The sequence below is a fragment of the Paraburkholderia sp. RL17-337-BIB-A genome (genome assembly GCF_046025895.1).
GTDB lineage: Bacteria > Pseudomonadota > Gammaproteobacteria > Burkholderiales > Burkholderiaceae > Paraburkholderia > Paraburkholderia fungorum_C.
This window is the reverse complement of the sequence record NZ_JARESY010000003.1, coordinates 1,102,866-1,123,874: the sequence shown is the minus strand read 5'-3', so window position 1 is coordinate 1,123,874 and position 21,009 is coordinate 1,102,866. Positions and strand designations below refer to the sequence as shown.

Annotated in this window: 14 protein-coding genes and 4 pseudogenes; 6 read left to right on the top strand and 12 right to left on the bottom strand. The window is 59.3% G+C overall.

The genetic code is table 11. The features are described from left to right. Positions 1–91: 91 nt before the first annotated feature. Positions 92–630, bottom strand: a pseudogene (locus P0D84_RS43360) (integrase core domain-containing protein); the annotation flags it as partial. A gap of 88 nt (positions 631–718) precedes the next feature. Here P0D84_RS43360 and P0D84_RS43355 point away from each other — a divergent pair. Further along, a complete protein-coding gene (locus P0D84_RS43355) occupies positions 719–1,465 on the top strand; it encodes a GntR family transcriptional regulator (RefSeq protein WP_408348980.1) in 747 nt (248 codons plus the stop codon). A gap of 86 nt (positions 1,466–1,551) precedes the next feature. On the opposite strand, the gene P0D84_RS43350 is transcribed toward P0D84_RS43355, so the two are convergent. From P0D84_RS43350 to P0D84_RS43335, 4 genes are all read right to left on the bottom strand, one after another. After that, on the bottom strand, positions 1,552–2,514 hold the full coding sequence (locus P0D84_RS43350) for a LysR family transcriptional regulator (protein WP_408348977.1): 963 nt from the start codon (positions 2,512–2,514) through the stop codon (positions 1,552–1,554). 189 nt (positions 2,515–2,703) lie between these two features. Continuing rightward, positions 2,704–3,513 carry a fatty acid hydroxylase family protein gene (locus P0D84_RS43345; protein WP_408348974.1) on the bottom strand — a complete coding sequence of 270 codons (810 nt, stop codon included), beginning with the start codon at positions 3,511–3,513 and terminating at the stop codon, positions 2,704–2,706. 75 nt (positions 3,514–3,588) lie between these two features. Next, positions 3,589–4,842 (bottom strand): iron-containing alcohol dehydrogenase, encoded by a 1,254-nt coding sequence (locus P0D84_RS43340; RefSeq protein ID WP_408348971.1) that lies wholly within the window; start codon positions 4,840–4,842, stop codon positions 3,589–3,591. A gap of 12 nt (positions 4,843–4,854) precedes the next feature. Beyond that, positions 4,855–5,556 (bottom strand): alpha/beta fold hydrolase, encoded by a 702-nt coding sequence (locus P0D84_RS43335; protein ID WP_408348967.1) that lies wholly within the window; start codon positions 5,554–5,556, stop codon positions 4,855–4,857. A gap of 120 nt (positions 5,557–5,676) precedes the next feature. Here P0D84_RS43335 and P0D84_RS43330 point away from each other — a divergent pair. Together P0D84_RS43330 and P0D84_RS43325 are read left to right on the top strand one after the other, a co-directional pair. Next, positions 5,677–7,819: pseudogene (locus P0D84_RS43330) on the top strand (FUSC family protein). Positions 7,820–8,118: 299 nt separating this feature from the next. Then, a complete protein-coding gene (locus P0D84_RS43325) occupies positions 8,119–9,273 on the top strand; it encodes an IS110 family RNA-guided transposase (RefSeq protein ID WP_408348964.1) in 1,155 nt (384 codons plus the stop codon). Positions 9,274–10,018: 745 nt separating this feature from the next. Here the strand turns inward: P0D84_RS43325 and P0D84_RS43320 are convergent. From P0D84_RS43320 to P0D84_RS43300, 5 genes and pseudogenes are all read right to left on the bottom strand, one after another. Continuing rightward, a pseudogene (locus tag P0D84_RS43320) lies at positions 10,019–10,330 on the bottom strand (transposase); the annotation flags it as partial. A gap of 157 nt (positions 10,331–10,487) precedes the next feature. Beyond that, a pseudogene (locus P0D84_RS43315) lies at positions 10,488–10,755 on the bottom strand (IS6 family transposase); the annotation flags it as partial. A gap of 356 nt (positions 10,756–11,111) precedes the next feature. Continuing rightward, the gene (locus P0D84_RS43310; RefSeq protein WP_408348961.1) at positions 11,112–11,684 is read right to left on the bottom strand and encodes an OsmC family protein; all 573 of its coding nucleotides are present in this window, start codon (positions 11,682–11,684) and stop codon (positions 11,112–11,114) included. 45 nt (positions 11,685–11,729) lie between these two features. Next, entirely contained in the window at positions 11,730–12,662 is a 933-nt protein-coding gene (locus P0D84_RS43305) for a hypothetical protein (RefSeq protein ID WP_408348958.1), read from the bottom strand. A gap of 300 nt (positions 12,663–12,962) precedes the next feature. Continuing rightward, positions 12,963–14,006: an AraC family transcriptional regulator gene (locus P0D84_RS43300; protein ID WP_408348955.1), complete on the bottom strand. Its 1,044-nt coding sequence runs from the start codon at positions 14,004–14,006 to the stop codon at positions 12,963–12,965. Between the two features lie 531 nt (positions 14,007–14,537). On the opposite strand from P0D84_RS43300, the gene P0D84_RS43295 reads away from it, so the two are divergent. Next, positions 14,538–14,723 carry a hypothetical protein gene (locus tag P0D84_RS43295; RefSeq protein WP_408348952.1) on the top strand — a complete coding sequence of 62 codons (186 nt, stop codon included), beginning with the start codon at positions 14,538–14,540 and terminating at the stop codon, positions 14,721–14,723. Between the two features lie 519 nt (positions 14,724–15,242). Here P0D84_RS43295 and P0D84_RS43290 read toward each other — a convergent pair. Continuing rightward, the gene (locus P0D84_RS43290; protein ID WP_408348949.1) at positions 15,243–16,052 is read right to left on the bottom strand and encodes a DUF6675 family protein; all 810 of its coding nucleotides are present in this window, start codon (positions 16,050–16,052) and stop codon (positions 15,243–15,245) included. Next, the gene (locus P0D84_RS43285) at positions 16,049–16,288 is read right to left on the bottom strand and encodes a hypothetical protein (protein ID WP_408348946.1); all 240 of its coding nucleotides are present in this window, start codon (positions 16,286–16,288) and stop codon (positions 16,049–16,051) included. Before P0D84_RS43285 ends, P0D84_RS43290 begins: the two co-directional genes overlap by 4 nt. 513 nt (positions 16,289–16,801) lie before the next feature. Here P0D84_RS43285 and P0D84_RS43280 point away from each other — a divergent pair. Next, positions 16,802–17,524, top strand: coding sequence for a ferredoxin reductase domain-containing protein (locus tag P0D84_RS43280; RefSeq protein ID WP_408348943.1), 723 nt, complete (start codon positions 16,802–16,804; stop codon positions 17,522–17,524). Between the two features lie 670 nt (positions 17,525–18,194). Further along, complete coding sequence (locus tag P0D84_RS43275) at positions 18,195–20,630, top strand: glycoside hydrolase family 15 protein (RefSeq protein WP_408348940.1); 2,436 nt, start codon at positions 18,195–18,197, stop codon at positions 20,628–20,630. Positions 20,631–21,009: the final 379 nt, after the last annotated feature.

The following is a 21,009-nucleotide window of genomic DNA, read 5'->3' as shown; positions in this document are numbered from 1 at the left end:
ACAGGTACTTGTGTGCTGGCTGCCGAGCGACATGTTCCTGGTCCTGTGTTTCGGCGGTTGTCAACGTAGTTATCGCGTCACTTCATGCGAACTACTTTAGTTCTTCCGGCTGCGTTCGCTCCGCATTGAGCAAGACTCCATCCTTCAATTTCCAATTACGCATCCAACGAGGCCAACGCTGCGGATTACGCTCCCTGGCATCTGCGTAAACGGTTTCACGTTGTGCGAGCACTGCGGAGCTACGACGTTCTGACACCGCGCCGCTGTGACGAATTTCAGGCCGCGGTGTTCGTGCTCATGGTTGTACCAACGCACGAACTGCTGCGTCCCCGCCCGCGCATCATCAATGCTGCCGAACGGCCTGCGCGGGAAGTTGGGCCGGTAATTGCAGGTTGGAAACGGTGTCTCCGCGTAGGGATTTTCACGACTCACACACGGCCGGCCAGACGATGCCACGGCCCAGGTTTTCCAGAGTGGGGAGCATCGTCGCACCCTTCTTCGACTTGCCGCTATCCGAGTGCAGCACCAGAGGGCGTCCTGCCATGCCCTCGGCCAGACTGCTTCACGTCGCATCAGCAACGCGGCCAGTTCCGCCGATTCCGCATCATGCACCTCATGACCGACAAACTTGCCCTTGGCAGTACCTGAATACTGCCCGTCAAGTGATGGACTCGATGATATAAAATGGATATATCTGATACACAGAGGATAAAATCGAATGGCCGCACGCTCCCCCGCACGAAAGTCCGTCACCGGCGGCAAGGCCGCCACACGGGCATCCACGCCTGCGCGAGCGCCCATGCCGAGCCGTTCAAAACGCGCGCAGCCAGAGAGTCTCACCGAGCAGGCCTATGCCCAGCTCGAAGAACTTATCGTGACGCTACAGCTCGAACCTGGGACGACCGTCTCCGAGCTCGCGTTGAGCGAAATGACCGGGATCGGCCGCACGCCGATCAGGGAGGCAATTCAGCGTCTCGCACGCGAACACCTGATCCTGATCCTGCCGCAGCGCGGTTTGCTGATACCCGAAATCGACGTCAAAAAGCAGCTCCGGTTACTTCGGACCCGCCGGGAAGTCGAGAGATTGATTTGCCGCTCGGCAGCGAAATCTGCGACTCCGCAAGAAAGGGACGTGTTCGCTCAACTCGCCGCGGAATTTCAGGAGGCTTCGCGCAACAACGATGATGTCAGCTTTGTGCGCCTCGATCGCGAATTCAATGAGCTGTGCCTGATCGCCGCTCGAAACGAGTTTGCGGAAGGCGCTATGCGCCAGATGCACGGACTGTCCAGGCGGTTCTGGTACGTGCATTACCGACAGGCGGCAGATTTACCCGAGATGGCACGGCTACATGGGGCGGTCGCGCAGGCAATCGCCGAAGGCGGCGTCGACGATGCCGGCCAGGCGCTCGACGCCCTGCTCGATAACATCGAGGAATTCACGCGTTCGACGGTCTTTGAGGTTTAAGGCTCTCAGCAAACTACGCCGGCGCAACTGTTCGCCAGGGCGGCGCTGCGACCCGGCGAACAGTTGCGCATGGAAGCGCTCCTCCCTTAAGAAGGTAGCAAGCCTCTCGCTTCGTCGCTCAGCGTCAGTTCCTTCAGCGTCGCCTCATCTTTGGCGATAGCCCGAGGTAAACAGTCGCGGATGAACTCTATCCAGGTCCGGATCTTCGCGTCGACGTATCGCCGTGAAGCGTATATTGCGTAGATGTTTATTCGCTGCAGCGTGTATTCCGGCAAAACCCGTACAAGCGCCCCGGTTCTTAGACCATCGATTGCTGCATAGACCGGCACCGAGGCAATGCCCATGTTCTGCCGAACCGCGACCAGCAGAGATTCTGCGACATTGGTCTGAACAGGACCACTTACGCGAAGTTCGCTCCTGCCTGCAGGGCCCTCCAGCGTCCAGACATCCGTGGGAAAGCCGGGTGTGTGCAGAATCAGACACTCGCGTCCCGCCAGTTCCTCTGGCACCAGGGGTGGCCCCTTCGATTCAAGGTATGCCGGCGAAGCGCACAGAATGCTGAACGTCGAACCGATGTGGTGAGAGATCAACTCAGAGTCGGGAAGCTGGGGCGCCGTAACAACAGCGACGTCGGCGCTGCCGTCAAACAGGTCGGGGGCTTTTTGTAGCAACGTCAGCTCAATGGACACGTCCCGATACGACTTCCTGTAACTGGCGATCGAGGGGAGGACGTAATGCTGGCCCACGCTCGCGTAGCTATGCATTCTCAGCATGCCTGACGGCCTGTCCTGAGCACCCGACGCCTCGGCTTCCGCTGAATCGATATCCTCCAGAATTTGCCGGCAACGTGCCAGATATCGGCTCCCGGCTTCTGTAACCGCGAGACGACGTGTTGAACGCGTCAGGAGACGCGTATGCAAATGCGCCTCCAGCTCCGATACTGCACGCGACGTAGCCGCGACACTAGCGCTAGTGATCACCGCTGCTGCGGTGAAGCTTCCGGAATCCACGACTCGCAGAAAGGTGCGCATATTTTCAATTCGATCCATCTTTCCATTTCCCCCAACTGAACTGTCGCAATGCATGCCGCGTGCTTCTTGATGTAATATTTTTACGTCCACGGTATTTCTTCGTATAGCTTATGAATATCTACCGATAAACCGTCCCCTCCTTTTTCCCGTACCGCTTTCCAGGAGGGTGAGAAACCACAACGGCCCCGCCAAAGCAGGGCCGTTGTTTCAGATCGATTTCATAACACTGCGCTCGGTATCCGAAAGTTGCGGGCCATCGAGGGTGACCCGGGAGTGGTCATTCCTGAAGCGGGCGATGACCGGGCGCAATTCTTCCTTCACATGTTTGTCGCTGTAGCCGTTAAAGAGCGTGCCAAGCAACCCGCGACGCAGGTCCGTGCTGCCAAGGAACCAGTCGGCAATCGGGAACGTCAGGTTCATGTTGTACTTCATCATGATCCCCATGTTGTGATGGGCCGTGTGATGACGGCGGATCGTATTGATGAAGGGCATGTTGCGCACGAAGGCGTTCTCGCGGCAGTGGCAGCAGAAGTGGAATGTCTCGTAGAGCAGGTACTGTCCGACCATCGTCAGGAACACGATATAGCCCGCGTTCAGGTTAATCACGCGCGAGGCGATGAAGCCGAGGACCGTTCCGCCAATCCCCAAGGTAATCAGCACGCGCCACGGGAAGAACACGATCCGGAACTCGCGGGTCGTATCGATCGTCGGCTCCAGGTCTGAGAAGTACTGGTGATGCTCACGCGTATGCCGCTCGTAGATCTGGCGCAGGGCGAACACGTTGATGCGCCGGTGCATCACAAAACGATGCATGCCCCACTCCACGAAATTGCCGGCCAGAAACACCGGAATCATCAGCAGCCACTCCCAGCGCGAGGCGTGCAGTCGGCTCACGCAGTAGCAGATCGCAGCAATGCCCGCGCCATACAGCACTGCGATATGCAACAGCCCGTTGTACAGTGGGCTAATGTCCTTCCGGTAGTTCTCACGGAACTTCCTCTGTCTTTCAGTCATCATCACACATCTCCTTCATGTTTTGCATATCCCACTGATATGCTGGTTGATAAATTTGCGTGTTCGATTTGTTTTTAGTCAGGCGGCGGCCAGGAATTCACCGGGCTCCCCGTCGTATGCACGCTGCAGAATCCTTTCGTACGCCGCTTTCGCGTCCGTTACCGGAAAAGCCTTGAGAAGCCGCGTCACCGCCAGCGCGTCGTTTAACAGCGAAGGAAGCGAGGCCTGGTCGATGCCGAGTTCCTTCAGCGTGGTCGGAATGCCAATCGATTCGATCAACGAGCGGATTGCTTTACACAGCTCACGTACTGCCTGGTTTCGGTCAGTAGTGGCAATGCCGAAAATGTTCGCCACATCGAGAAGCTCGTCGCACCGGGCGGCGGCAAGTTCCTCCAGCACGTAGGGCAGCATCACTGCATTCGTCGTCCCGTGGGAGCGGTGAGTCGCACCTGCGACGGCATAGGCGATTCCATGCACCGCGTTCAAGCCGGCGCTTCCGTATGACAGCGCCGCGTAGACACTCGCGTAACACATGCCTGTGCGTGCCTCGATATCGGTTCCGTTGTCGTACGTCCGCTTGAGATATCGGGCGCACAGCCTGATTGCTTCGCGTGCAAAGAGCATCGTGAGTGATGAGCGGCCGCTATAGCCAGGATCAGCATCACCGCCGCGGTCGAACTTCGCCGAATCCAGCGTCAGATACGACTCGATCGCATGCGTGAATGCGTCGATACCGGCATCTGCCGTCACGCTAGGCGGACAGGTATAGGTGAACTCAGGGTCGATCAATGCAACCTGAGGCCGCAGTGAGTTGTCCATGACAGCCACTTTCGTGGCATTTTCCGGATCGATCAGGATCGCGCCTGGCGTTGCTTCAGATCCCGTACCGGCGGTCGTCGGCATCGCGATAAATGGGAGAGGACGGTTCGCTGCTGTCAGCCCTTTCACAAACTCGTGGACCGGCCGACCGCTAGGCAACGTAATGCACAATGCCTTTGCCAGATCGATGTTGCTGCCTCCTCCTAGCGCCACGACGTGGTCCGGTTCGTGCCCGCCTAAAGTCCTCCGGATCGCGGCCGTCGCGCTATCGCAGAGCGTCGTTGTTGGGTCCGGCGCACCTCCGTCGAACACCACGGTCTCGATGCCGAGCGCCCGCGCCGCACTCACGTACTCGTCTACCCATGGCGTCTTCTGCGAAAAGAAGCGGTCGGTCACCAGCACACCGCGCCGATAGCCAAGGCGTTCGATCAGTGCCGGGAGTTGTGCCCGCGCACCGGTCCCGATAATCAACCGCCCGGGGGGACAAAAATGAACAAGGTCCTCTACTCTCATGTCTTCTCCATATCAAAGTTCTTGTCGCAGGAAGCCGCGAAGCACCGCCGACAACGCGTCAGCGTGAGTCGCGGGCAAGTTGTGGCCGCCGCCGAATACCTTCAACGCTGATCCCGGTATGCCGTTTGCCAACGCGTGCGCACCCTCGAGTGGACACTGATCGTCTGCGCTGCCATGAAGGATCAGCGCCGGACAACGGATGGAAGGGAGAACGCCCCTCTGAGCTGTATCGCGGATCGCTGCCCACGTCCGCGCGACGGCGATGTGGTCAGCCGCTTCCTTGAGACTCAGCTTTCGTTCACGCACGTCGATCTCCTGCATGAGCGAGGCCGGTTCCGTGGCCGTAAACCACGAGACATTGCGCAGCGCCGCAGTACCCGAGGCCAATACCACCCCGCGCGGCAGATGCGCGCCCTGTCGGCCGAGATACGCAAGCGCAACCGAGACGCCCATGCTCCAGCCGGCGAGCCAGAAGTCGCGCTGCCCTACGTGAGCGTGAATGACCTCCGCCAGGTCGTCGGCGAAGCGCTCCAGCCTGTAATGGGCCACGCCTTCGCCGCGCAGCGCGCGGCCACGCCCCCGCAAATTTGGAAGCACAAACGTCGCCGCCGCCGACAGCCGCTGCGCGAGCGGTGCCCAAACGGCGCGCGTGCCCTGAATGCCGTGCAGGGCTACGACGAGCGCATGAGCCTTCCCGGTTATCTGTACATCCATGACGCCTCAATATACACTTGATATGTCACTGACATATTAGTTTATCACCCCGAGATACGGAAGTGGCATCTATGCAAAGGTGCATTGCGCTGGACTAGACGAGCCGGGTTACGAGTTGAAATGAATCAGATCAGACGGTATTTCGCGCAGTCATCGCTGCACCGCAAAATTTGGGCGAGGCTCGACCGGGTCACGATCGATCAGCAGATCTTCATCCATGCCATCAAGACGGTGATCGCTGCCTGCATGGCTGCAGGCGTCGCGATGTTGCTCGAACTGCCGCAACCCCACACGGCCGTGGTTACCGTCTTCGTGCTGATGCAACCGTTGAGCGGGATGGTGCTGGCGAAAAGCTATTACCGGGTTGTCGGAACCCTGTTCGGAACGTTGGCGGCCATCGGGATTACCGCCTTATTTCCTCAAACACCCGAACTCTATCTGCCGGCGATCGCGGTGTGGTGTGCCATCTGTACCGGCGCATCGGTTCGCCATCGACACTTCCGGTGGTATGCATGGGTGCTCGCAGCGTACACGGCGATCCTGATTGCGGTACCCACCGCTACCCAACCTACCGACATCTTCCTCGCTGCCCTGACGCGCTGCCGAGGTCACGCTCGGCATACTCTGCTCGACCCTTGTCAGCATACTAATTTTTCCTCTGAAAGCGGGCGGCCTGTTCCTGGCGAAACTCCGTAGCCGCCACACCGATCTGACTACGCTGGCATCTGACGCGCTTGGTGGGACGTTGACTGCGCGGGAGTTCGATCGACGTTTTGCGTTGCTCGTCGACGGAATGGCTAACCTCGAAGCAGCGCGAGTGTTCGCCACATTCGAAAGTCCATTCATACGCGCACGCACACGGCGGCTTGCGAAGCTGAATGACGAGTTTTCGCATGCCTGCTCCAGGCTGTATGCGCTATGCCAATTAATTCGTCGTCTGGAAAAGGCGAAGTCTGAGGCCGCCCTCGCACTCGTCAAACCGCACCTGCGAGTGCTGGCTCAAACAATCGGAACCGACGAGCACTTTGCGTTACCCGACGATACCGCGCCATCTCGAGTTGCTTCCCGCATGAGGGCATTCCGGTCCCGTTTCCTCGAGACGGTATGTGTGGATCGAGCCGCCATACTCGACGAAAGCGCCGCCACGCTGGTCGATTTCGACACGGCCCGTGAGATCCTGTTGCGCTTCGTTGGCGGATTTATACGCTACGCCATCACGTACGAGTCGCTGAAGCCCGAGAGGCATCGTCTGGAAAAGACTTCGACCCGTTACCACGTCACCGCAGACCGTTACGCCGTAGGTTTCGCTGCGCTTCGAAGCTTGTTGGTCGTCGGAATTGCCGGATGGTTCTGGGTGGTCACCGCGTGGCCAAGCGGTGCATACGCAGTAGTGGGCGCAGCGATGGCCGGCCCGTTATGCTCGCTCTCCCCCAACCCCGCGAAGCTCACATGGCGCATGACACTCGGTACCGCCCTCTCGGTCGTCGTGGCGTATGTCTATCTTTGTTATATCTACCCGTCGATTGACGGGTTCGCGCTGCTATGTGCCGTGCTCGCGCCCGCGCTGGCGATCGGCGCTTATCTTGCGGCTATACCCGCAGCCGCCGGTTTCGGTGTCGGTTTTTCGGTGTTTTTCGCCTTTCTCGCGATCCCCGACAACGTCACTAGCTATGACCCCGCGCTCCTCGTCAACAACGGCATAGCGCTCGTCGCATCAATGGCCGTATCCGCTCTGATCTTCTCCGTCGTCTTTCCGCCCGGGATACCATGGTTAGTTCGAAGGACGGAGCGCGCTCTCCGCCGGAACGTCTGCTATGTGGCGGCTGCACCTTTACGCGGTCTGGACCAACGATTCCAGTCTGCGACGCACGACCTGATGTCCCAGCTCAGTCAGTTGCATCTGCAGAGTCCAGAGCGCGAGCAGGACGCGTGGCGGTGGATGCTCGCGACGCTGGAGATCGGATACGCAATCATCGACCTTCGGAGGCACATGCTCGCCTTCGACGTCGATGATGCAAGCGCAGTGGGCTGGTTGCAAACGGCGAACGCTGTCATTCAACGTCTCTCTGAGCTCTTCGCCGACCCGGACCAGAGGAACTTCGTAGGCGCCGAGAGCGCCATTGATCGGGCCATTGCGCAACTGGAACAGGCCATCCACGACATCCCGGCCGTCGGTCGCGCCGTTAGGATCAGCCGGGTCATTTATTGTCTGCACTTTCTTCGAACCGCGTTGATGGACAACGACTCTCCGCTAAAAGCGTGATTCTTTTTTGGCCGAGCAGGGCAAATTAGAAGCTCACTGGAGTTTCGAATCTGAACGAGCCTTCGGATAACATCCAAAGCACGAGCTCAGGCCAATCTGAGGCGCAGCAAAGTATCAGTCGCACGATGTAAAGTACGTCGCACCAGCGGCCATGAACTATCGTGATTGCGGATGCCGCCTCTGAATGACTGCGATGCGCCGGATTGTGTTTGAAAGATCCTATGCAGGACGGGCCCACGGAACGCGCCCTACGCCGGTCGTAAAATCAGCCGTGTGGCCGTTACTCAAAGGAGAGGATCATGCGCACAGATCAGGCAAACATGACACATTCCGAAGCGCCCGTGCTGGCAGTGTCGCTGGAACTGGCTGCGGCGAAGTGGAAGGTTGCGTTACATGATGGTCGGCGCGATAGCCCAGCGGTGCACACGGTAGCGGAGCCACAAGCCGTATCCCGTCTGCAGGCGGTGCTAACGTTGATCGGGCAGCAAAAGGAGAAATGGGCCCTGCCAGCGGATGCACGAGTCGTCGTCAGCTATGAAGCCGGTCAGGATGCGTTCTGGATCTTTCGGGCGCCACAGGCTTGCGGGATCGAATGTCATGTCGTCGATCCTGCGAGCATCCCGGTTGAACGCCACAAACGGCGCGCAAAGACTGACCGGCTCGATGCAATCAAACTTGTCATCAGTCTGCGTGCGTGGTTACGCGGCGAACGTGATCGCATGCGGGTGATCCGGGTGCCATCGGCGCAGGACGAAGCGTCCCGCCATCTGATGCGCGATCGCGGGCAACTGCAGAAGGAAGTCTTCCAGCATCGTGACCGCATGCGCAAGCTGCTGGTCACACTCGGTTGCTGGGATGAGGTCGATAGCAGGAAGTTCGCCGGCCGACTCGCTCGCGGAGAGCTACGGTGTCACGATGGTGCACCACTCCCGGCAGAGCTCCACGAACGGTTGGTTCGCGAGTGCGCGCGGCTGACACTCGTCGAGCAACAACTGGCTACCTTGGAGAAGACGCGCGAAACCAGCCTGCCCGAGCCTGCGCGTGAGCGAATCGATCGCCTCACGCGCCTGAACGGCATCGGGCCAGTTGGCGGATCCAGACTGGCGCTAGAACTGTTCTGGCGGCAATTCAGCAACCGCCGTCAGGTCGGTGCATGTGTTGGCCTCGCGCCGCAACCCTTCGACAGTGGAGAAAGCCGCGTGGATCAGGGCATCAGCACACAGGGCAACCGGCGAGTGCGTGCGCTGCTCATCGAGATGGCATGGTCCTGGCTGCGCTATCAGCCAGGCAGCGCGCTCACGCTCTGGTTCCATCGGCGCACGCAGGGTACGCCCTCGAGTCGCCGAATCCGGCGGGTTGCGATCGTGGCGGTCGGCCGCCGTCTTGCGATTGCGTTGTGGCGTTATCTGCAGGATGGCGTATTACCCGAAGGCGCCCAGTTGAAGTCTGCATAATCCCTGAAGGGTAGACAGAAGGGAGGGAACCGTCCGTTAGCCAATTACCAAGTCCAAACGGTCTGGAGTGTACGCGTCCGTGGGAAGTCCTGGTTGCCTGTAGTGCAACCGATTGAAAGATGGGACGCGTGCCCCGGAGATATCCGGGCGAAGCGCGCATGCAGGATGAGGCTGGTCACACCGTTGGCCAGCGGATAGAAGGTGAGTGCAGACCTTGAGTCTCACGAGCGCGATTGATCGGCCTCAGATTAGTCATGGAAAGATGTGACGGACCTTAATGCAAACACTGCTTTCTCGTCGCTAAACTGCAGTCCAAAACATCGGCAACCAGCTGTTTGTCAAGCCAGAAGCGGCTTGACAAACAGCTCCTCATAGAAGGACTTCCCCCGAGAGTCAAGATCGGGGTTCGTTTTTTTGCGAGTCTTGCAGACATTCGACGCGCGCATGCAGGTGGGCCGGTTGGCGTAGTCATTTCATTTTCCTCAAGTCGGCTGCTGCTGTGACGTCGAAGCAATACCAGGAACAGACTGCGTCTTTGCAAACGGCCTTGTTGCCCGAGACGTATCGGGCGGCCCACGATATGAGCCGCCCAGGAGAACCCTATTTGAAAACCGGCGAACAGGCGTGAGGAAGTAAGCCTCATGCGGTAACGACTCGCCAACAGAATCCTCGGGTTCTTCTCCTGTTCGGTCCGACCTCGTCTCGCTATCGCGTCGAGCAGTAGTTGAGCTTTGTGAAGATCAGGTCAGGTGGTAGCGGGCGGTAACGGCGGATGCATGGGGTGGCGTTGCCAGGCATCGGCATCGTAGTGTTCGTCCCTGGCGAGCATCGCCCACAGCATCCGGGCGTGCTTGTTTCAATCGCAATCAACGTCTTGTGATAGCCCTTGCGTTCATGGAGTTGCCTGATCCATCGTTGCAGGCGGCTTGCGTGCGTGGGGTCGGCACGCAGCGCCGACTGCAACGTACTTCGGGCCCTGAACCAGCAGCGTGCGCAGATAGACATTGCCGCGCAGGCTGATATGTCCGAGCCGCGTCCTGCCACCTGAGCTGTGCTGGCGCGCGCCGGCGAACTGCTCGGCGTCGGTCCGGTGACATCCAGTGAAGGATCACGCCTGCGTTCGTGACACACTGAAATCTGCTCCTGCAAGCTGATTTCGGGAGGCCGACTCCCATCTTCGGTACAGCATCGCAGACTTCCGTCTGCGTTCGTGACACACTCAGATAGGTCTGGTCAACACGCCATGACCGGCCAGTGGGTATGCCAAACCGGTTCCAGCGCTTGACGAACTCCGGCGTAAAGCGCTTTACCCAACGCATAATCGTGGTGTGTGCCAGCGACAATCCCCGCTCGGCCATCATCTCGACCAGATCGCGCAGGCTGAGCTTGTAGCGAAGATACCAGCGCACACACAGGACAATGATCTCCCGATCAAAAATGCCGGCCATCGAACAACCCCTCCAGACCCTTCCTCTTGCTCATCGCCGCCCACCAGATTGATTGGATCGTTACTTTAACCGGTCCAATGAGCATATTTGCACCAGAACCCGCCGACGCGTCCTCGTCCAGAGTGGTCAGTCGGCGGGCGGCCTCGTTGACGAACTTCCGGTGAAGAATTTGGCTCGCGTGCGCTCGCCCGTGACCGGCCGAGCTATTTCTTTCGAAGCGGGCATTTGACTTGCGGCCTACCCGTTTCCAGCTGGATTTTGTCCAGGAAGGCTTTTGCGCTAAGTACTCAGCAAGGCTGAAGCTTATCCCGCGTTACGGGTACCTCCTTCCGTTTAAAAAAAGGCGGCGCGACCGAAACCATTCGCGTCGCCGCGCCCACATCACGAAGTTCACCCGACCACGAGAGTCGATTTCAAGACGACGGCGTTCGCCAGATTGTGGACGTTGGGTGAAGTGGCCATCACCGCGTCATGGATTTCGACGAATTGCTGCTTGGTAGCGCTGCCCTTGATACGAACGGTGTAACGCAGGCTCTCGTAGCCGTTTGCCACTTGCGGGTCGATCCCAAGAAAACCCCTTAGGTCGATTTCACCCTCAGTCTCAATCTCCAGGGATTCGAGCGTAATCCCGCGGACGGCGCATTGCGCCACGTAGCCCACCGTTATGCAGGCATTCAGCGCCGCAATCAGATGTTCCTGAGGATTGGCAAACTTATTCGAGCCACCAAGTTCGCAAGGCTCATCGATATCGATCGTGAACCGGCGCCACACATCCTGCCCTCCGATCGAGAACCCCTCTACCTCGGCGCGAGTCCGGGTCTGGCCCTCCCAGGTCGTAGCGACGCGCCAGCTCGTGGTGGCTTTCGAGGCATCGCTCTTGACGCCCTCAATCAAGGTAAAAAGGTCGTCGACGTTGAGGCCGTTAACGATGTTAGGTTCGTTGATCTGTGCATTGGCATTCATATTCGATCTCCTTTACATCCGTGGATTGTCCAGCTTCGGCAAATCTCATTGCAGTGTGGCGAGTGCAGCCTGGATGCGCATACCCTGGTCTTCGGAGATGAGGCTATAAAGGACCTTCCCGAAATGGGGATGACGTACACCGGAGTGGATGTATTGCCACCGGTAAGCCTCGAGGAAATTCGCTTCGACCGACAGGGTTTCTGCGTCGTCGACTGCGCGGCCGCAGTTCGCCGCGAAGTAACGCGCGTCGGATGCGGCCTGCGCCTGCAGAATGCCGTCGATCGCGGCGACCAGTTCGATCAATTCGTCAACAGCCTTGTCGCGATCACTATCCGTCACAGTGGCGTCGTGACGGACCCATTCGAGCTCGTCGAGGATGGCATGCTGGCTCTCCTCCTTCCAGTGGTAGAGGAACACCTGCTTGAATAGCTCCGATAGCTGATCGTCTGGATCGATACTCTGGCGGTAGTGGAGCTGGCTGAACAGCTCGATATCCAGCGTCAGCCCCAATACGGCCCACGTGCTTTTCCCGAGGACTGCAGACGCAACGGCATCCGGATCTGCGTCGAAGTGGTAGCCGGGTGGAAGGGTCTCGCCGATCATCTTGTCGATGCGACGAAACAGCGTCTGATGCTTGAGTTCCTCGTCGCTAAACCGGACCAGCGCCTCCAGCGCCACCTGGTCGCCGAGCCAATAGTCTCGGCTGACTTCCAGCACCTTGGCGTTGATGAAGCGCTCTACCAATCCGAACACGTTGGCATATGTGCGTCCCTGAATCTGGCTGACGAAACGCTTCTCGCTCTCGGAGAGCGTGATGAAATTCGGCGCCAGTGAAAGTCCGTCGGGCAGATACTTCTGGGACGTGTCGAAGGTGCGGCCTGCAATTACATCGCGGTCGATGTCCCAACTGATCATCTTTGAAGCGCGAATGCAACGGGCGTAACGGTCGTGGTCAGAGACTCGCGATACTGCGTTCATGGCATTTCTCCCAATATGGATCGACATACGGTCGAGCTGGAGTACTCATCTACCGGTCAGAGACAGATGGCTGATCTGGCATTCCGGTACGCTCGAATGTACGATTGGGAGACGTGAGGTTCTATGATCAGGCCGCCGAAAGATATGGCCGAAATGCCTGATCTGCTTTGACTCTGTGAATGAACGTTGCGTCGGGCATGGCAGGGGCATGCTAGCGATTCGGCAATCGGCGCGATGAGCCACCGACCAGATCGTGCGGTTGCTCGTGTTGTCGAGGTACCGTTGGCTTAGCAGTCAGTGTCACTGAACCGGTGGTGGCGTGATGCCACGCGCGCCGAGTGCGGCCTGCGCAGATTCGGCAGCGCCGTTCATCTTTCCTTTGCTCTTTCGCCAGCCTGCCGGCGGCATTCCAAATTCTCGCCTGAAGGCCCGACTGAACGATGCCTCTGACTCGTAACCAATCCGCTCCGCTACAGCGGCGAGCGACTTACGGCCGATCAGAAGTTCCTGCGCCGCAATCTGCATGCGCCATCGCGCCAGGTACTGCATCGGCGGTTGTCCAAGAAGATCGGTGAAGCGTTGCGCCAACGCGGAGCGCGATAACCCCACCTTGCGCGCAAGCTCATCAACGGTCCAGGGGTGGAGTGATTGCGCATGGAGCAACGAAAGCGCACGTCCCACATAGCGATCTCGCACGCCAGCCAGCCATCCTGTCTGGTGGGCAGGAAGCGCTTCAATACAGCTACGGACCGCCTCGACAAACAGGAGTTCGGACAGTCTGGCGAGGACGATCGTCCCGCCCGCCCGCGAATCCGCCGCCTCAGCGGCAGCAAACTTGAGTGAGGACTCAAGCCATGCCGCGCGCGGATCGCGGCGCATATCAACCTTGAAGAGTCGCGGCAGCGATGAGAGCAGAGGGTTGCTCAGTGTATCGTCACACGCCAGAAAGCCACATACGATACGAGTCGTAGGTCCCCCGCCTCCGTAGGACAGTGTCACTACCTCGCCAGGTGTTGCCGCCATCTGGCCGGCTAACAGTACCTCCGATGGCACGGGCGAAAGACCGACCGCGCTGCCCATCAGATGCGTTTCCCCTTGCGGCACTACCAGCAGTTCGCCAGCATTGAGATGAATAGCCGAATTCGGGTCGTCTGCCAGTTGAGCCCAGCAGCTTCCTTCTATGATCAGATGATATGAAATCACGCGCTCGGATTGCGGCAGATAGGCTGCACAGAGCGCCGCATCTGTGCGGCCTATCACGCACCATGGAGCCGTAAAGGTCCCGTTCAGATACACTGCGCCGCTCAGGCGCACAGCGCGCAGAACGTCCGAAACTGCATCCATGAATAACTCGCGCGAAATGCGATTTCCCGGGCAAGGGAGCCGGGATGCCGGTCAATCTTCAACCTGGCCACGAGGTCTACATGTTATACCTCCGGATGCCGTCAATGACAAATCCATTACTGATGATTTCACCAAGCTTGATGCATCGCCGCGGGCTGCGTGCGGGCGTCCGCGGCGGTCCATTAGCGAGCGTGCCCGACTCCGACTGGTTCCGGCGTCAGACCGTCCTGAGTCTGCGTGTTCCTCTGTCGTTCATGGTCTGCGTGTGACATGCAGGATCGGACAAGCTTTCCGGACGCCCTGCAATGGCCACCCGAACCAGCGGCAAGACTTGGACGATTGGACAAGAAACGTCGACGCACGGACAGGACGGCAACAGGATGCGAGGGGCAAAGTTCGTCACAGCACGGGACGCGACAGATCAGCGTCATCCGTACTTCGTAGCCAAACCTCCCACGGATTCCGGAAGCCTGGCGCGCCACGAAACTTGCGCAGATCGGTTCACGCACAGTGACTTACCGGTTCGGGCAAATGAAACTGCGTGAGATGCCGATGAAAAGCCTGATAAGCCGTGCGATGTATCACCCGCTCATCGCGCTAAGCATGTTCTATTTGACCGACCTGATGCACCACGCCGACTACAGCGTCTCCGGCGCTCTGCTCGTTCTGGCAGCGAAATCCATGTCCCGTGTCGTGAGCCTGTTCAACAAGGGGTAGAGCCGTACGTCGGTACGGCACGCCAGGTGGATTACTCGGACGCAAGATGGAAGCATGCGTATAGACAAGCAAGAGCAGCGGACTAATCCTAATGGTTAGCCATACGACAGTATGGCTTCAGGTCAACGGCTGGCGCAACACAAGCAGGTACCCCCGATTAAACAAAGCGTGGGATATCGGCTTCACTCTTTTGATAGCAAAGTATGCGGACATTCGTTGTGAGTAACGGAAACCAACGGTTCACCAACGTACGAAATGGCTGACGATGCGACGGTGCGAACTGCTCGTAGTCGGACGTGGGAATTCCGTAGCCCCTGGTCAGAAAATGGGTGGGAGAAAATGAGTTCGCACAAGCGGGGATTATTGTTGGCTACCGACAGTTTTCGACCCAGAGGAACAACACCGGGAAATGTGAGACCGTACACCGCGCCCGCGGCCGCGTACTGCAGGAAAGCGCGCGAGAACGCCGCAGCAGGCGTTTGACGCATCGACGAGGGGCCTGTTGCGTCACGACCCAAGTCATCGCACGGCCGGTGGTTCCGCGTCGGTCGGGACGCCGGCCAGGTACCGGAACAGTGCCAGCGCCCGGTTCGCCGTAGAGGCCTCGTGCCCGCTCGCAATGGAACTGCTGGCTTGCCGGTCGATGCGCGCGAGAATATACAGGCCCCATACGTCGTTCGTCTGGCGCTGTGCGAACACCACCGTCTGCAGCGCGGCAGGCTGAAACAGTGTCAGTCTGAAGGCACGGACCGGTGACACATTTTCCTCGGCCAGCGCCATCCGCTGCGGGCTGTGCTCCAGCACCCGCATCCGGTACACCAGGGGGCCGGAGCGGCTGTCGCGCACCCAGAAGTACAAGGTTCGACCCGCTTGCAGTTCCGACGGGCGGAAATCACCCCGCCGTTCCCCGCCCTCGGCGGGTCCGGCCAGCGCTGCGGCATCCAGGAACAAGGGACGCCATTTCTTGTCGGTCGTGGACCAGTAGCGCACGGTGCTCAGGGTGGAAACCGCCCCGGCACGTGCCAACAGCGTTTCGGGACCGCCGGCGACGCGGACCAGCCCTGCCAGCGCGACGACAACCCGGGAGCGGGACGCGGCAGGCCATCCGGTGCACGAGGACGGCCGCCACTCGCCCGCATCGATCTCCTCAGCGCGCAGGATCGCCATCGCGGGTTGCGCGCCCAGCGACGCGTAGGCCGGCACCGGCGGTGTCCCGCACGGCGGCGTTGGCAACGGGGTTGCCACGGCGAAGCCGGCGGCAGCCGCCAGTGGCACGCAGCGGGCGGCTGCCTTCAGGCAATACGAACCGCGAGGACGCGCAACGTTCATCTGGGCTTGCCTCCCAGCAGCTGCTCGGTCAGGAACTTGACGACGTAAATCGATGCGGCTCCGATGTTGAAATACCTCAGCGCGACGTAGCGGCGCATCAAGGGGCGAAAGACCCCAAAGCCTACATCCGAGATCGCCGGGGCAAGTCGTTCGTTCGCCGGCATCTCTTTGACGTTCAGGTCCTCGATAACCACCGCTTGGTTCTCGCGGCAGAGCTGAGTCGTGAGCTTGTGCATGAAATCCGCTCTGACGTGCGCGATGCGTGGGCAGCCTTGCCAAGGATACAGCTGTCTTCATCTATTGACGACGGCGAAAACGATTCCTCGCTCGCCTGTCTGCAGTGGTCGAACGTGACGCCTCGTTCGGGTCGACAGGCCTTGTAAAGCGGACGGCAAGCTATAGTGCCTTCTCCCGGCCACAAGATAAAGTTGAAGTTTCTTATCGTGTGCATTAGCCATCGTGCATGGATCGGTGCGAAAGCAGCAGCCTTGCCTTGTCACCATTGATGGACATACCGTTCCCAAGTGCATTTACTATGCTATGCCAAGTATCGTCAACGTGATGTCATCGATAACCAGAAAGTACGTTCTGGAAATACCATCCTTGCACTAATCGCTCAACGCCTTTAACCACGCCGGTTTCGACGCCCGATCATCACTGCGGATTCGCTACAACCCGGCTTCCCTCTCCATCCCTTGCGCGGTATCGGCTAGAGTTCCACCTGTGATGCAGGTCCTATTGGAGAAGACATGCGCGACAACCTGATTCCCGTCATCGTAGGCCGGAAATGGCAAATTGCTAAGGGGTACCATGCCGTTGAACTTCGAACAACGTCCAAATCGGCGCTTCCGCCGTTTAACGATGGGTCGTGCGTCACTCTCTGTCTGAATAGCGCTGGCGACAAGCAAAGAATTTATCCTTTGCTCGATGTTTCGTCCCTGTCCGATGGTTACGTGGTAGGCATGAGACAAGAAGGTGATGGCAGAACGGATAGTCTGCTAACCAGGTTTCCGTTGAATGAACGAGACGAAGTGTTTGTCGTCGGCACCCCCGAAAGCCCGCCGACAATTTTGGACGATCGTGTGCGATCTATCCTTTTTGCTGGCGGAATAGGCACAGCGTCGATCGCGGGAATCGCGAAGCGGCTTGCATCGGCGGGTCAAAGGTTCGAGGTGCACAACTTCGCCCGATCGGCCGACCGCGCAGTTCTTCGAGAAGAATTTGACGCGCTTCGAAGTCACGGTGAGGTCTATCACCATTTCGGCCTGTCCGATGATCTATTCGCGCAGAAGAGTTCCCACGCAATGAGTCCAACTCATGCCAACACACAGATTTACTGCAGCGGCCCCCCTGCTTTCATGGATCTCATTGAGCGCCAAGCCCGCGAATGGGTGTATGCAGCGAACGTTCATAAAATCGCCCTTGGCGACCAAAAGGCACGGTCAGCGGCAGTGCAACGGCATGGTAACTGAGGCGCGCTTTCCGCAGTTGATGCACAATCTCGCCGGTCTCGCCCGCTCACGCCTATCTGGGGCTCTTTGGAATACTCGTGAGCCACTTGGACAGTTCTAGGACCGCGAGTTGACGTCATGCGCATCTGACCGGTGGCGATCCATTTCTGCCGCTAAAGCCAGACCAGCGTGCATGGCTTCTATCGGTGTGAAGCGGTCACGAGGGAATGGCAAACGTATGCTCGAGCGCGGCATAGGTCCTGTTTAGCCCCGCGTGCGACGGCGACGGACATGGGCATCTTGCCGGAGCGGAACCTGCTGAGGCGGGCGGCGAAGCACCCTCCGATGAACGAACGACCCGTGAAGGCAATCAGATCGCCATGGTGAGCACGCACGTGTACACGTTTCAACGAACAGCGTCGCACTGAAGCGCGGCGTCGCTGCGCCTTTGCGACCTCCGGTGTGAGACGGCGCACGATGGTGCCGAGACCGGCATGCGCGGCACGAGCTATGCCCCGCGCAAGCCTTTCAGACGACCCCAGCGGTAACTCGCGCCTGCAAAAAGCGAACGCTGGGATTTCAGAAAGTTGTGCTTGTTTTCGTCTATGCTGATTGAGCGCGCTGTCCGGCCCAGTCGGCCGGTCTCCCACGCACGACCTCGTCCGCAGCCCCAACCATCAGGGAGTAGACCATGGCAGAGCTGCTTGACTCGGCTCCGGCTCCAGGCGCACCGGGGATCCCGCTAAGCTGGAGCCGGGCGGACAAGGACGCCGTCGGTACGGCCTACTCGCTGTCGAGCCAGGTCTGGTACACAGCAGCAGGGGGCATACTCACGGAGATCTACTTCCCGGATGTCGATACCCCTCAAGTGCGCGACTTCCAACTGATTATTACCGACGGTTCGACATTCTTTCACGACGCGCAGAGGGACTTCGATTGCCAATGTGAGTGGCCTGATGCGCCCGCCCTTTCCTTCCGGCTAACCGCTTCGGCAAAGGATCAGCCGTACACCGTCGTGCAGGACGTCATCGCAGAGAAGGGTTCGCCCTGCGTGCTGGTCCGCACGACATTGCAGGGGCAACAGGATTTCCTCGACAAGCTGCACGTCTACGCTCTCTTAGCGCCGCACATGGGCGGCTACGGTGCCGGCAACACCGCTCAGCGAGCCAGCACCGCGAATGGCGATCGCCTCGTCGCAACCCGCGGTAACTACTGGCTGGCGTTGGGCGCCGACTGCGGCTTTGGGATGACCAGTTGCGGCTTCGTGGGAGTGAATGACGGCTGGACCGACATCATCGCCAACAAGCGCTTGCCGATTTGGAATTACGACGCGGCGACGGGCGGGTATGTCGCCATGACGGCAGAGATCAACCGCGCAGGGAGAAATCAATTCGTTCTGGCGCTCGCATTCTGCGTCGACGAACCGAGGGATACGCTAATCAGCACCCCCAACAAGGCGCTGACCGCCGTATCCGAGGCCTTGGCCTATCCATTCGACGGACCCGCTGATTCATATAGCCACCGCCAGGGATTCCTGAAAGGCTGGACGGACGCGGCTGCACCTCCGCCGTTTAAGCCCAAAGCTAACGTAACGGGCGATGGTGATGCGCTTTTCAACCTCAGCCGCAACGTTTTGCTGGCGCACGAGGATAAGACAGCAGAAGGCGCATTGGTCGCTTCGTTGAGCATCCCGTGGGGGCAGACGGTCTGGGACCTGACGGCTGGCTACCACATGGTCTGGCCGCGCGACATGTGCCAAAGCGCACTCGCTTTGCTCGCCGCTGAAGCGAAGGATGCGCCGCTGCGCGCACTGATGTTTCTCGCTACGTCGCAAGGGAAGGATGGCAGTTTTCCGCAGAAGTTTTTCATCAACGGCGAGCCGTGGCGCGACGGCTCCACGCAGCTCGACGAATTCTCCTTCCCCATCATCCTGGCCTATCACTTGAGCGAGTCCGGGCTGCTGCAACAGTTCGATCCCACCGGCATGGTGCTGGCCGCCGCAGGTGCCTTGATCGCGAAAGGCCCCATGACTGCCCAGGAGCGATGGGAAGAACAGGAGGGCTATTCCCCTTCGACCCTGGCATCGAACATCGCAGCGTTGGTCTGTGCCACAAAATGGACGGACGCCGAGACTGCCCAGTTTCTTCTCGAATACGCGGACTTTCTCGAAGCGCACCTCGAGCCGTGGTGCGTCACCACGCAAGGCTCGTTGGTTCCGGGCGTGCCCCGGCACTACATTCGAATCTTGCCGGCGTACGTCAATGGCGTTTTCAATTTTCCAGAAGATCCGAACACCACCCAAATAGGGGTCTGGGGTAGCGAGTACAACGCAAACGAAATCGTGGACGCGGGCTTTCTCGAACTAGTGCGCTACGGTATTCGCGCCGCAAATGACCCCGTCATCGTCGACTCAGTAAAAGTGGTCGACGCGATGATCAGAAAAGATCTACAGCAGGGCCCGGTCTTTTATCGGTACAACCACGACGGTTACGGCCAAGGCGCTCAGGGTCAAGCCTGGACCGGCACCGGCGTTGGGCGCCCGTGGCCGCTGCTCAGCGGTGAACGCGGCCACTATGAACTGGCCGCCGGCGGAGATCCGACGACCTATCTTCGCGCACTTGAGGCGTTCGCGGGCGGGCGACGTCTGCTTCCCGAGCAGGTATGGGATATGCCAGATCTGCCGTCCTTGACGACCGGCGGCCCGACCGGCTCCGCCATGCCGCTCGCATGGGCACACGCCGAATACATCAAACTGGTTCGCTCCATTTCTGACGGTGACGTCTTCGACCGCCTCGATGTCGTCGCCAATCGCTATCAGCCTCAGCCGGGTCAGCCGCCGCGCGCTTCCAGCGTCATAGAAATCTGGAACTTTGCCCGCCCAGTGCCGTCGATTCCGGCTGGCACGACACTTCGAATCACCTGGCCGTCGCCTTTCCGGCTGCGCTGCTCGAGCGACAACTGGGCCACGTGGCAGGATATCGAAGCCACCGCGACGGCGGTCGGCATCTACTATGTCGATCTCGTCACAGAAGCAGCCCAGGCCGGATCATCGCGCGTATTCACGTTTTTCTGGAACTCGACTCAGACGTGGAAAGGCGTCAACTATGCCGTCACGCTGCATCCCTGATGTGCCTGTAAGTCGGCTGTCGACGCGCCTTTGCGTCGGTCGTGAGCCGCGACTTCCCCCACCTTTGTCCCGGCAGTACGCGTCAAAACGGATAGGTGAAATGCGTCGACGCGGGCCCAAAACTAGCGGCACCGTCGAAATGTAGATGTAACACGCGAGTCGCTGACCCGCCGACTGCCGGCTTCCTCGGAGCGAGGGCTTGCGACATGGCTAGCGCGATCGATTGAAAACAGCTGGCGCTGCGTTTCGGCTCGAGATACTAACTACATCTGTAGCTTGCGATCGTTTGCCATACACAAGAATAAAGGACAGCCAAGGACCCTTTTGAATTGGCCACGAGTGAACAGCGAACACGTTTCTGATCCTATTTTCGGGCACC